Origin of the sequence: Actomonas spartinae, assembly GCF_051209155.1 — a bacterium.
Taxonomy (GTDB): domain Bacteria; phylum Verrucomicrobiota; class Verrucomicrobiia; order Opitutales; family Opitutaceae; genus Actomonas.
Window position 1 is genome coordinate 1699687 of the sequence record NZ_JBPJGB010000001.1, and the last position, 12710, is coordinate 1712396.

Sequence of the window (12710 nt, forward strand, 5' to 3'; positions counted from 1 at the left end):
CGGACCCCTACGGTCTTCTTTTTTCTTTGGATGCAATCGCACGGCCCCAAGCGCGTCTACACCCCTCAGTCCCTGGAATTCTGGTTCGAGAAGCTCGCCGACGAGTGGGAACCACACTTTTCCACCAACCAGCTTGAAGCCGGTCATCGCCTCTACCGCGAAGGGGACGTGCGGGAGTTGGAACTCACCGATCACGACGCGATCGTGCACCGGCGGGTTGATAAGAAAGACGAATACGCCGTGATCGAATGGGCTGAGGGCAAACTCTCAGTGCGATCGTCCTCCACCGATCTCGACAACGCCCGCGCGCTCGCCGTCGCCGGTCTGCATGAGATCGAAGAGCTGGTGGCCGACGAGATATCCCCGTTGCCGGGCGAAGATCCGGAACCGGAACACGAATCGAATGGCCACGCCAATGGCCTGAGCAACGGGCACCGCAATGGCCATGCGAATGGCAACGGGACCGGCGTGGCCGCGACCCCGGCTCGGCCGCATACCCGTTCTCCCTTGGCTGCGACGACGCAGACCTCCTCGCACCGCACGGGCAGCGCCACCGGCGCCCGGCAGGCGTCGCGCACCCTGGTGTTGGTGTTCAAGACCAAGGTCGGTGGGCTCAGTTTCCGTGCATTCTGGCAGACGCCCGACAAGGAGCGCGCTCCGGCGCTAGGTGCGGCGGCGCATGCGGACGGGCATGTCCACGTCACGTCGGGTGAACGCGCCAAGCTCATCGGCCTCGCGGCTTACGCCCGCAAGGCGCACTTTCAATACGACAATGAGAGCGGCGTCTACCTGCTGGCCAACGTGCTCGAGATCCCGAATTTCCTCAAAGGCACGCTTTCGTCGTGGCGCCGCCTGTTCAATATCGAGCTCGATAACAACGCGGCCAACCTGATCAAAGGGACGAAGACCATCCAGATCGAGGCAGTGGCGGACCGGAAGAAGTCCGGTGCAAACGGGGAGGGTGGCGATCTCGTGACGGAGGACGGCGCGCCCGCGCTCGACCTGCGTTGGATCTTCAAGGCGGGCGAGCAACTGCTCACCGACCAGGAAGTGCGTTCCCTGCTGCGCCGTGGCACGTCGCCGGTGATCCTGCCCAGCGTGGGCATCGTCGAGCTGCCGACCGAGCAACTCGAGGCGATCGAATCCTGGCGCAAGAACGTGGCGGACACTCACCAGTCCGAGGCGCTGTCGCCCTATCTGGTGTTTTCCCTGTTCAACGATTCCCGCTTCAAGCTCACCATCTCGCCGGAGCTCGAAGCATGGCGGGAGAGCGTGGTCAAACCGCAGCCGGTCGAGGCCGAGTTGCCGGAATTGTTGCGCCCCTACCAACGGCGCGGCGTCGAGTGGCTGCATCACCTCGCCGACGTCGGCTGTCACGGTCTCTTGGCCGACGAGATGGGTCTGGGTAAGACCCTGCAGGTGATCTCGCTGCTGGCGGCGCGGCCGCTGGTCGGCAAACCGCACCTCATCGTGTGCCCGGCTTCCGTCGTGCCCGTGTGGCGCGAGGAGATCGAACGGTTTTTCCCGAATCTGCGGACCGATATTTTGAAGACGGGTAACGACTTCGTCGCCCGCACCGACCCGGTGATCTGGTTGGCCAGTTACACGCAGTTGCGCAAGCACCGCGAGTTGCTGCCGCAGGTCGAGTTCGGCTACGCGGTGCTCGATGAGGGGCAGTTCATCAAGAACCCCGACGCCAAGGTCACGCAGACGACCTTTGCCGTGCGCGCGCAGCATCGCGTGGTGCTCACCGGCACGCCGTTGGAGAATCGCCAGCTCGATCTGTGGTCGATCTTCCGCTTCCTCCTGCCCGGGCTGCTGGGCTCGCGGTCCAGTTTTGAATCGCAGCTCAACACGGACCGTCAGGGCACCATCGGCCGTCTGCGTGCCCAGCTCGCGCCGTTTATTCTACGACGCACCAAGAGCGAGGTGGCGACCGAGTTGCCGCCGAAGGTCGAGATGGACCTGCATTGCCCGATGAGCGACGTGCAGCGTGCCGAATACGCCCGCATCTGCTCCGAGGGCCTGCAACGCCTCGGCGACGACGTGGGTGCTGCGATGCGCGAAAAGTCTTTCGGCTTCCTGGCGCTGCTCACGCGCCTGCGCCAAGTGTGCTGCGATCCCGACATGTTGCCTTGGCGCAAGTCTCCGTTGGAGGACTCGGGTAAGATTGGCCTGCTCATCGAGAAACTGGCCGAGATCATTGAGAGTGGCCACAAGGTCGTGATCTTTTCGCAGTTTGTGATGCTGCTCGACCGCGTGAAGGAAGCGCTGGCGCAGCACTACCCGTCGCTGACGCAGTTTGAACTCACCGGCATGACCCTGGATCGGCAGAAGCCGGTGCAGGATTTCCAGAGCTGTGCGGACCCGGCGGCGATGCTCGTTTCCCTGAAGGCGGCCGGCACCGGCATCACCCTGCACGCGGCCGATTACGTGTTCCTGCTCGACCCCTGGTGGAATCCGGCGGTCGAGGCGCAGGCGGTCGACCGGGTGCATCGTATCGGTCAGACCAATACGGTTTTTGTCTATCGGATGGTCACCGCCGGCACCATCGAGGAGCGGATTCAGGACCTGAAGGCCTCGAAGAAGGAACTGTTCGACCGCATCGTCGGCGGACTCGGTGGCGACTTCGACCTGAGCCAACACTTCACCTCCCTCCAGGACCTCGTGACGCTGACGCAAGCGGCGGCGGAGGAGGATGGCGACAGTGCCGAGAATGGTAACTGATTGGCGACAATCGGGTGTCGGCGTGACCTGACTGTCACGTATGTTACGTAGGCTTGTCGGCCGGGTAACATGTTGGTGGCGACCCGTCATTCGGTTTGATCTGAGGGCTCGCGTCGTGGCGGTGTCGGTCGCATGTCACGCATCCCGCGCCGTTCGAGCGCTCGATCCATTGTTCGTAAGTTTTTCGCCCTGACCGGGGCGCTGGTTTTGGTTGCGGTTGCGCATGCCCAGTCGGGCGCGACCGGTGCGGTGTCCGGTCGGGTGATCGACGAAGGCTCCGGTTTCGGGGTCTCCTGGACCGAGGTCACCGTCGTGGAAACGGGGGCATCCGCCACCACGGATTTGGCGGGCGCGTATTCCCTCAGCGGCCTCTCGGCGGGTTCCTACACGCTCTCGGTGATCAAAGACGGTTATCAACCCGCGAACATCACCAATGTCGTCGTCACGCCGGGGCAAACCATGTCGCTCGACATCCCGCTCGGCCCGATCGGTGGCGATGTGGTCAAGATGGAGGCCTTCACGGTCTCGGCCGACGTGGTGCAGTCCTCCGACATCGGCCTGCTGGTGGCGCGCCAGAAGGCGTCCTCCATCAGCGATGCGATTGGCAGCGATCAATTTTCCCGTCTCGGGGCCGGCGACGCCGCCGAGGCTCTGAGCAAAGTCACCGGCGCCTCGGTCGTGGATGGCAAATACGTGCTCATCCGCGGCCTGGGCGACCGCTACTCCAACACCCTCATGAACGGCGTGTCGGTGCCGAGTGCCGACCCCGACAAGCGCGCGGTGCAGATGGACCAGTTCCCGACCGACATCATTGAGAGCGTCGTCACCACCAAGTCGTTCACGCCGGACCAGCCCGGCGCTTTCTCCGGTGGCAGCGTCAACCTGAAGACCAAGTCCTTCCCGGATCACTTCTTCCTCACGGCCTCGATCGCAACCGGCGGCAACAGCAACGCCTACGACGAAAAGATCCTGGCCTCGCCGGGTAACATGGGCCGCGTGCCGGACGGCCTGCCGGAGACCTTCCCGAATCGCGTTTCCGCCGAGATCCAGGCCGACGTGTTCGGCAACTTCGAGCCGGCCGAGCAGCTTGATGCCGCGACCAAGTTGTTCACGACGCCCTTTTACCCGTATGAGCGTCGCGGCGAGCTGAACTCCAGCCTGAGTGTCGCCGCCGGCAACAGTTTTGAATTCGGCGACTCCGGTCTTTTTGGCATCACCGGCAGCTTCAACCGCAGCCGCTCCTACAGCCACTACGACGATGGCGTGATCGGCCGTTTTACCGGCACCCCGGATACGGTCGTGCTGCGTTACCTGCTCACCTCCGACGCGGATCTGCTGTCCTTCGACCCGACCCAGGCCCCGGCTGGCACGCCCCAATTTGGCGTGTCCTCCAGCACCATTTCCGACTCGCAGGGCGGCCTCGTCAAATTGGCGGTGCGTCCGTCGATCGACCATGAGTTCAGTCTCGACCTGGTTTACAACGAAAGCGTCGACGACACCGTGAAGCGCGGCGTCGGTGAAGAGGTCTTCAATTACGGCGGCGCCATCTACGAGATCTACGATCTGCTCCGCACCGAGCGTTCCGTCGCGTCGGCGCAGTTGGCCGGCAAGAGCCTCTTCATGGGCCTCGGCGAGACTCAGGTGGAGTGGCGCCTCTCCCAGTCGGAGAGCACGCAGGACCAGCCCGACTATCGCACGCTCAACGCGCTTTACGACCTCGACGGCAACCCGGTGAACGCCACCGGCGTGCAGCCCGATCGCTACTTCCGGGAGTTGACCGAGGAAGCCACCGAGGGCGGCCTGGATATCACGGTGCCGGTCCGCATCGGTGGTCGCGAATCCCGCGTGAAGTTCGGTGGCATGGCCTCGACCAACGAGCGCACCTACGACGAGCAACGTTTCCAGTATTTCCGTTCCGCCCGCACCCGGGACGCCGTGGAAGCCTTCCCGGGCGAAGTCGGCATCATCGATCGCGATGCTGATGGCGTGACCTTCGGCAACACGATCTCCCGCCAACAGGAGCCCAACAAATACACCGGCGAGCAGGACATCAGCGCGGTGTATGCGATGCTCGACTACCAGATCACCGATCAACTGCGCAGCATCTTCGGCGCCCGTTACGAAAGCACCGAGATCGTGACAACACCGGTGGAGGTGCCGGGCCTGACGCCGAAGACCGGCATCATCGATGATTCCAACGTGCTCCCGGCGATCAATTTCGTCTGGGCGCAGAACAAGCGCATGAACTGGCGCGCCGCCTACGGCCGCACCATCGCTCGCCCGACCTACAAGGAGCTCTCCGATATTCGCTACGCCGATGTGTTCACCGGCGACGTTTACCTCGGCAACGCCGACCTCCAACTAACGGTCATCGACAACTTTGACCTGCGCTGGGAGTGGTTCCCCGGCAAGGGCGAGACCGTCGCGGTCAGCGCGTTCTACAAGGACATGAGCAACCCGATCGAGGTGCTCTACCAGCCGGCGGTGGGTTCGATTCAGCCGCAAAACGTGGAGCAGGGCACGGTCTACGGCATCGAGTTCGAATTCCGCCGCGACCTCAGCTTCCTCGGCGAGGCGTTCAGCCGCTGGTCGGTCGGGGGCAACCTCACCTTCATCGAGTCCGAGGTGACGATTCCCGAGGCGGAGATGTCCATCCTGCGCGGCTACGATCCCAACGCCTCGAACAAGCGCGAGCTGCTGGGCCAGTCGCCCTATGTGTTCAACGCCGACGTCAACTACTCGCGTGAAGAGTGGGGCACCTCCGCGACCCTGTCCTACAACGTCGTCGGCGAGCGCCTCGACCTCGTCGTCTTCGGCCCGATGCCGGACGTTTATGAGCAGCCGTCGCCCGACCTCAACTTTGTGTTGAGCCAGCGTTTCGGCACCCGCTGGAAGCTGAAGTTCAGCGCCAAAAATCTCCTCGATTCCGCCAAGGAGAAACTGATCGGGCTTCCCGACCGTGACCTCGTCTACAGCCGCTACCACGCCGGTCGCAGCTTCTCCCTTTCGCTCAGCTACCTCTTCGAGTGAGCCGGGCAAACCGATCCCTGTGTCCATACACAACAACCCAAGAAAAAGAATGAAACTGAAATCCCTGATCTCCGTGGCGCTCATGGCCGCCGCGGCCTCACTGCACGCCGCGACCGTGAACGTGAGCGGCTCGATCACCGCCGACACCCATTGGACGGCGAACAACGAATATAAACTCAGCGGCTACGTCTTCGTGACGAACGGCGCGACGCTGACGATTGACCCCGGCACCGTCATCAAGGGCGAAGTCAGCTCCGGCGCTGGCGCCGCGGCTCTCATCATCACCAAGAACTCCAAGATCATGGCCGAAGGCACTGCCGAGGCCCCCATCGTCTTCACCTCCGAGCTCGATCCGCTCGATGGTTCCCTCGGACCGAATCGCAAGGGTCTGTGGGGTGGCGTGATCCTCCTCGGCAACGCCAAGATCAACTCCCGTGCCGACGGCACGACGGCCAGCAGCCCGGTCGAAGATCAGATCGAAGGCGTTTCCGTCACTTCGGACCAGATTCCGCTCATCACCTTCGGCGGCAGCAACGATGAGGACAGCTCGGGCGTGATGACCTACGTCTCCATCCGTCACGGTGGTGCCGACCTCGGCGCCGGCAATGAGATCAATGGTCTCACCTGCGGTGGTGTCGGTTCCGGCACGACGCTCTCCTACATCGAGGTCTTCGCCAACTACGACGACGGTTACGAGTTTTTCGGCGGCACCGTATCCCCCGACCACCTTGTGGCGGCTTTCTGCGGTGACGACTCCTTCGACTTCGACACCGGCTTCCGCGGCACGCTGCAATACCTCTTCACCATTCAGGTGAACACCGGTGAAGAGCCCTTCGGCGACAAGGCCATTGAGTGGGACGGCGAGACCTCTTCGGTTGCCGACACCCCCAAGGGTAACGTGTGGGTTTCCAACCTCACCGCCATCGGTCTCGGCGACTCCAGCGCCGCCGCTCCGATCAACCCGCGTGACAACGCCACCGTGCACCTCGTGAACTCCGTGTTCATCGACTTCAAGGCCGGCATCGAGATCGAGAAGGACATCGGCGATGTCATGCCCGAGCTCAAGAGCAACGTCTGGTGGAGCCACGACGCCGCCTCCAACACCACCGCCGCCTGGGGCACCTCCGGCAGCTCCGGTGACTTGGACGCCGTCTCCTACTTCACCGATGCCACGCTCAACAACATGATCGCTGACCCGATGCTGATCGGCGTGTCCCGCACCGCGCTCTCCCAGGCTCTCGACCCGCGTTCCGCCGACAAGGCGACTTCCCCGATCTGGAACACCACGGTGTTTGACGCCAGCGCCGCTGGCGCGGAAGTGACCGACTACGTTGGCGCCTTCGGCAACGACCTCTGGATCCAGGGTTGGACCAACATCTCCCTCGCCGGTTACGTTTCCGCCGCCGGTCCCCTGGAAGATGCCGGCAGCGGTGAAGGCACTGCGCGCGCCGACGATCCGGCCGTCACCACCTCGATCGTTCCGAACTCCACCTCCAAGCCGGTCAACATCTCCACCCGCGGTTTCGTGGGCACGGGCCTGCAGACCCTCAACGCTGGTTTCGTGATCAACGGTTCCCAGGTGCAGACGGTCCTCATCCGCGTCGCGGGTCCGACCCTCGCCACCCCGGGCATCGGCCTCACCGGCACCATCACTGCCACCCAGGTCCGCCTCTTCAAGGCGGGCAGCACCGAGCCCCTCGACGTCTCCCGCGTGGTTCGCACGCAGACCGTGGGCGTGAGCTCCTCGGTCGGTGCCTTCCCGCTGACCGAGACCGGCGACTGCTCCATGATCGCGACCCTCGCTCCGGGCGTCTACTCGATCGAAGTGAGCGGCGTCGACGGCGCGACCGGTCTCGCCATCGTCGAGGTTTACGAGGTCGACTAAGACCTTCTTTCGAGTCTCTTGCGAAACGAGCGGGCCACTTCGGTGGCCCGCTTTTTTTGGGGCGCGAACGGGGAGGGGCGTGACGGCGAGGTGACGGCGTCACGCAAACGTTACCCGGCTGTCACCGAAAACGCTGGAGCGTTTTCCACGGCACCGCTCACGCTCGTCGCGATGAAAACTCCTCTCCGTTTCCTTTTGGGCTGCACCCTCGCCGTCGTGGCCGCCGTCAGCTCGGCCTCGGCGCAAAAGATCGTGATCAAGGGCTCCGATACGCTCGGCGCGAAACTGGTCCCGATTCTCGCGGAGGAATTTAAAGCCCGCCACCCCGGCGTCTCCTTTGAGATCGCCGCCGAAGGTTCCTCCACCGGCATCGCCGCCGTGATCGACGGCACGGCCGACATCGGCATGTCCAGTCGCTCGGCCAAGCCGACCGAGATTTCGGCTGCTTCGGCCAAGGGGGTCGCAATGACGGAGCACACGGTCGCCTTTGACGGCTTGGCCGTGATTGTGAACGCCGACAGCCCGATCACCGACCTGCGCAAGCGCCAGGTGGAGCAGATCTTCACCGGTGCAGTGACCGACTGGGCGGCCGTTGGCTCCAACCCGGGCGAGATCTCGGTCTACACCCGCAACACCTCTTCCGGCACCTACTCGGACTTCAAGGCCCTCGCCATGCGCAAGCGCGACTACGCGCCGTCCTCGCAGAAGATGGCGGGCAACGAACAGATCGCCTCGGAAGTCGCGGGCAACCCCAACGGCATCGGTTACGTGGGCCTCGCCTATTCGCATGCTCCGGGCGTCAAGATCGCCACCATCGATGGCCACCTGCCGGAGGCGGCTTCCGTCAACTCCGGTGACTATCCCTACGCGCGTCCGACCTTCTACTACACCAACGGCGAGCCCGAGGGCATCGTGGCTGAGTTCATCGCCTTCACTCTCAGCGAGGACGGCCAACGCATCGCCGAGCAGGTTGGGTTCGTGCCCTTGCAGCACTGATTCGGCGTCGCACACCGCCATTTCTTTTCCTGGGCCGCCTCGACCATGAGGCGGCCTTTTTGTGACATTCGGATGGCGCTCAGCAGGCCAAAAGCGGCGGTTCTTGTGACAGACTCGCGGCAATGTTACAGAAAGCCGGCAAAACGGTGACAGAATGAGCAAAGTTCCCGCACCGTAACATGGCCGTCACGGAACTGTAACAAAGGTCGGGCAGAGTCCGCCCCCGTCGCCACCGAGCCGGTGCGGCGCTTCTCTACACCATCCATGACTAACTCCTTGTTCAGACGCGTGGCGCTCCTCGGCGCCCTCCTCGGCGGTATCGCCTCCTTTGCCGCCGCCCAAGACAGCGGTGCGCTGCTCAATGTCCTTGTTCGCAAGGGCGTTCTTACCGATCAGGAAGCCGAAGACATTCGCGCCGAACTGACCGCGGAATCCCACGCCGCGGTCATCAGCTCGATTTCCGGTGGCAAGTCCACCCACTCGCTTTCGATCAGCGGTCGCCTGCAAGTCCAGTATGCCGGTCTCAGCTCCGATGCCAATGTGGCGGACACGAGCCACATCTTTCTCCGCCGCCTCTACTTTGGCGCCGCTGCCAAGCTCGGCGCCGGTTGGTCCGCCAACCTGGTTTACGACTTCGCCGGTGAAAACTTCGACAAGGCTTACATCGAATACGCCGGCTACCTCGGCGACCAGTTGCCCTTCGCCGTCGATATCGGCGTGCGCAAGGTGAACTTCGGCATGGAGGAGTGGACCTCTTCCGGCAGCCTCGACGCCATCGAGCGTTCCGGCGCCACCCGTTATTTTGTGGAGGGCAACAATGGCCGCCGCCTCGGCGCCGGTTCCTATCGCACCGGCGTCTTCTTCGAGGCCAACCCCAACGCCCGCAAACAGAAGTCCACCGGTTTTTACTGGGGTGCCGCGCTCACCAACCCGGAGCGCACCGAAGGTCCCGGTGGTGCCTCCACCGCCGGCAACGACAGCAACAACGTCTTCGCCTATTGGGCCGACGCCGGTTACTCCGGTCTCGCCGGTGAGACCTCCTACCGTCTCGGTGCCGCCGCCGGTCTGCTGCCCGATCAGGGCGGCAAGAACCCGACCGAAGGCAGCGACATCTCGCTCTTCAATCTCTACGCCAACATCGGTAACGGTCCGTGGGCGTTCCAGGGTGAATACCTCCAAGCCAGCGTCGATGATGGCATCGGGGCCGGCCGCGACGCCTCGCCGTGGGGCGTGTGGGTGCAGGGCACCTACGATATCACCGAACAGTTTCAATTTGCCGCCCGCTACAGCTACACCGACTCCGATGGTCGTGGCATCAAGGTTTCCGACGGCGTGCGCTCCGCACCGGCTTCGCTCACCGGCGACAACCTCACCGAATACTACTTCGGCTTTAATTACTACATTGTCGGTTCGGACCTGAAACTGCAGTTCGGCTACGTGCACGGCACGGCGGAACGCGGCGGCGTTGACGAATCGGCCAACGGCATCCGTTCGCAGATGCAGGTTAACTTCTAAGGCCCTTCCTTTCCTCAAATTCCTTACAAGCACATGAAAAAGCTTCTCTCCCTGCTCGCCCTCAGCGCCGCGCTCGTCGCTCCGGCCACGGCCCAGAAACTCGTCATCAAGGGCTCCGATACCCTGGGCGCGAAACTCGTGCCGATGCTCGCGGAATCCTACCGCGCCAAGCACCCCGGTGTCTCCTTTGAGATCGCGGCCGAGGGTTCTTCGACCGGCATCGCCGCGGTCATCGACAACACCGCGCAGATCGGCATGTCCTCCCGTCGCGCCAAGCCGACCGAGATGTCCGCCGGCCGCGCCAAGGGCGTGACCCTCAAGCCGACCATCGTGGCCTATGATGGCATCGCCATTCTCGTGAACGCCAACAACCCGGTGAAGGAACTGAGCAAGCGCCAGGTGGAACGTATCTTCACCGGCGACATCACCGACTGGTCCGCCGTGGGTGGTCCCGCCGGCCCGATCTCGATCTACACCCGCAACACCGCCTCCGGCACCTACTCCGACTTCAAGGACCTCGCCATGAAGCGCCGCGACTATGCGCCCTCGTCCCAGAAGATGGCGGGCAACGAACAGATTGCTTCCGAGGTCGCCGGCAACCCGAACGGGATCGGTTACGTGGGCCTGGCCTACGCCGACACCCCGGGCACCGCGGTCGTCTCGATCGAAGGCAGCAAGCCCAGCAAGGCCGCCGTGCAGTCGAAGGACTATCCCTACGCCCGCCCGACCTTCTATTACACCAACGGTGAGGCCGAAGGCATTGCCGCCGACTTCATCGACTTCACGCTCAGCGACGAGGGTCAGGCCGTGGTGGGTCAAATCGGTTTCGTGCCGGTCAAATAAACCCAGCTGACGCGACCCTTTGCAGGATTGTCACACGGGGGCCCCTTGACGCTCGTCAGGCGGGCCCCTCTGCTGCTTTGTCCCACCCGGACCATTGCTTCAACGCCGCCGCATGGATAGCCCTTCCTCCTCCCGCCCAGCCTTTGCGATCACCAAGACGCGCACGCGTTTCCTCGGGCTTACGCTCGACGAGTGCATCCAGGCGTTTTTTGGCGGCAACGCCTTCGTGGCCGTGGTCGTGCTGGGGCTCATCACGATCTTCCTGTTCAGGGAGGGTGCCGGGTTCTTTGCGCAGAACCGGGCCAACCTCGAACTCTACCGCAAGGCCGGGCTCGAGTATGTTGATTTCATGCGGCAGCAGGAGGAGGACCATACCGCGCTCACGCGCTACCTTTTCGATCTGCGCATCAAATCCTTCCAGCACTACACGCAGGAGGAGGGGCTGGAGTTGGCCGAGGCCAACCGTCGCCTCATGGCGCTGGACGACTATTCCTATGACTTTGGCGATACCGTCGAACCGCTGCGGGGAGCGGTCATGGATCTCGGCGACCTCGCCACTGCGATCAAGACGCGCGCACTCATCAACGAAGACCGTCTTGAGGAACGCCGTCAGTTGTTGGCCGAGGGGCTGAAGGAGGAAGCCGCCGCCGTCACGACCGACGAGATCGACTACGGCGCCGAGGTGCAGCCCTTGTTGGATTTTTTCCCGGTTTACCAGGAATTGAACGCCGACTTTGCCGCGAGTCTGCAACGGGTGCTCGACCAACCGAACCCCGAGCTGGCCACGCCCGAACTCGAGGCGCGTTTGGAGCGCTTCAAGCAACTCGTGCGGGACTACATGGCGAACTTCCCGCGCATTGAAGAGAAAATGGCGGCCTGGGACTACGCGGAACCGGTGCCGTTCTCCAAAGCCGTATCCAGTTTCCTCACGGGCAGCCGCTGGCTGACCGCGAGTTTCTGGCAGGATTGGTATGGCGTGCTGCCGCTTTTCACCGGTTCGCTCATGGTCTCGATGGTGGCGCTCGCGCTGGCGGTGCCGCTCGGGGTCGGTGCGGCCATCTACGTCAACCAATTGGCCCACGAACGGGAGTCCCGTTTCATCAAACCCTGCATCGAGTTCATCTCCGCGATTCCTTCGGTCGTGCTCGGCTTCTTCGGCATTGCGGTGCTGGGTGAAGCCCTGCGGGTCATGTCGGGTTGGGAATGGTTGAGCTGGGTGCCGGGCTTCCCGGTGGCCGAACGCCTCAACGCGCTGACCGCCGGCGTGCTGCTCGCGCTCATCGCCGTGCCCACGATTTTCACCTTGGCCGAGGACGCGCTGCAAAACGTGCCGCGCGCCTTCAAGGAGGCCTCTTTCGCCCTCGGCGCGACACGTCTCCAGACGATCATCCGCATCATCCTGCCGGCGGCGCTCTCCGGTATCATTTCGGCGGTGCTGCTGGGTTTTGGCCGCGTCATCGGCGAAACCATGGTCGTGCTGCTGTGCGCCGGTAACCGCATCGCCATACCGGACTTTTCGACCGGCTTCGCCGCGTTCACCCAACCGGTGCACACCATGACCGGCATCATCGCGCAGGAGATGGGCGAAGTGGTGCAGGGCGGCATTCACTACCGCGCGCTGTTCGTCGTGGGCATGCTACTCTTTTTTATCGCGCTGCTCATCAACTACATCGCGCAAAAGATCGTGCAACGTTACCGCATTTCCATCGGCTGA

7 protein-coding genes are annotated in these 12710 nt (G+C 63.3%); all 7 read left to right on the top strand.

All coding sequences use genetic code 11. The features are described 5' to 3' along the window. Window positions 1-30 precede the first annotated feature (30 nt). The 7 genes from AC0MRV_RS06890 to pstC all read left to right on the top strand — a co-directional run bounded on the left by AC0MRV_RS06890 (window position 31) and on the right by pstC (window position 12710). Entirely contained in the window at window positions 31-2727 is a 2697-nt protein-coding gene (locus AC0MRV_RS06890) for a DEAD/DEAH box helicase (protein WP_472763705.1), read from the top strand. A gap of 132 nt (window positions 2728-2859) precedes the next feature. Then, window positions 2860-5757 (top strand): TonB-dependent receptor, encoded by a 2898-nt coding sequence (locus AC0MRV_RS06895; RefSeq protein WP_472763706.1) that lies wholly within the window; start codon window positions 2860-2862, stop codon window positions 5755-5757. A 49-nt stretch (window positions 5758-5806) separates the two neighbouring features. After that, window positions 5807-7642 carry a hypothetical protein gene (locus tag AC0MRV_RS06900; protein ID WP_472763707.1) on the top strand — a complete coding sequence of 612 codons (1836 nt, stop codon included), beginning with the start codon at window positions 5807-5809 and terminating at the stop codon, window positions 7640-7642. 171 nt (window positions 7643-7813) lie between these two features. Next, a complete protein-coding gene (locus tag AC0MRV_RS06905; protein WP_472763708.1) occupies window positions 7814-8638 on the top strand; it encodes a phosphate ABC transporter substrate-binding protein in 825 nt (274 codons plus the stop codon). Between the two features lie 264 nt (window positions 8639-8902). Beyond that, on the top strand, window positions 8903-10153 hold the full coding sequence (locus tag AC0MRV_RS06910) for a porin (RefSeq protein WP_472763709.1): 1251 nt from the start codon (window positions 8903-8905) through the stop codon (window positions 10151-10153). Between the two features lie 33 nt (window positions 10154-10186). Continuing rightward, window positions 10187-10996 carry a phosphate ABC transporter substrate-binding protein gene (locus tag AC0MRV_RS06915; RefSeq protein ID WP_472763710.1) on the top strand — a complete coding sequence of 270 codons (810 nt, stop codon included), beginning with the start codon at window positions 10187-10189 and terminating at the stop codon, window positions 10994-10996. A 112-nt stretch (window positions 10997-11108) separates the two neighbouring features. Continuing rightward, on the top strand, window positions 11109-12710 hold the full coding sequence (gene pstC / locus AC0MRV_RS06920) for a phosphate ABC transporter permease subunit PstC (protein ID WP_472763711.1): 1602 nt from the start codon (window positions 11109-11111) through the stop codon (window positions 12708-12710).

Excerpts from the sequence above, each read along its gene's own strand:
- AC0MRV_RS06890 (WP_472763705.1), top strand. The coding sequence starts at position 31 with ATGCAATCGCACGGCCCCAAGCGCGTCTACACCCCTCAGTCCCTGGAA.
- AC0MRV_RS06895 (WP_472763706.1), top strand. The coding sequence starts at position 2,860 with ATGTCACGCATCCCGCGCCGTTCGAGCGCTCGATCCATTGTTCGTAAG.
- AC0MRV_RS06900 (WP_472763707.1), top strand. The coding sequence starts at position 5,807 with ATGAAACTGAAATCCCTGATCTCCGTGGCGCTCATGGCCGCCGCGGCC.
- AC0MRV_RS06905 (WP_472763708.1), top strand. The coding sequence starts at position 7,814 with ATGAAAACTCCTCTCCGTTTCCTTTTGGGCTGCACCCTCGCCGTCGTG.
- AC0MRV_RS06910 (WP_472763709.1), top strand. The coding sequence starts at position 8,903 with ATGACTAACTCCTTGTTCAGACGCGTGGCGCTCCTCGGCGCCCTCCTC.
- AC0MRV_RS06915 (WP_472763710.1), top strand. The coding sequence starts at position 10,187 with ATGAAAAAGCTTCTCTCCCTGCTCGCCCTCAGCGCCGCGCTCGTCGCT.
- pstC (WP_472763711.1), top strand. The coding sequence starts at position 11,109 with ATGGATAGCCCTTCCTCCTCCCGCCCAGCCTTTGCGATCACCAAGACG.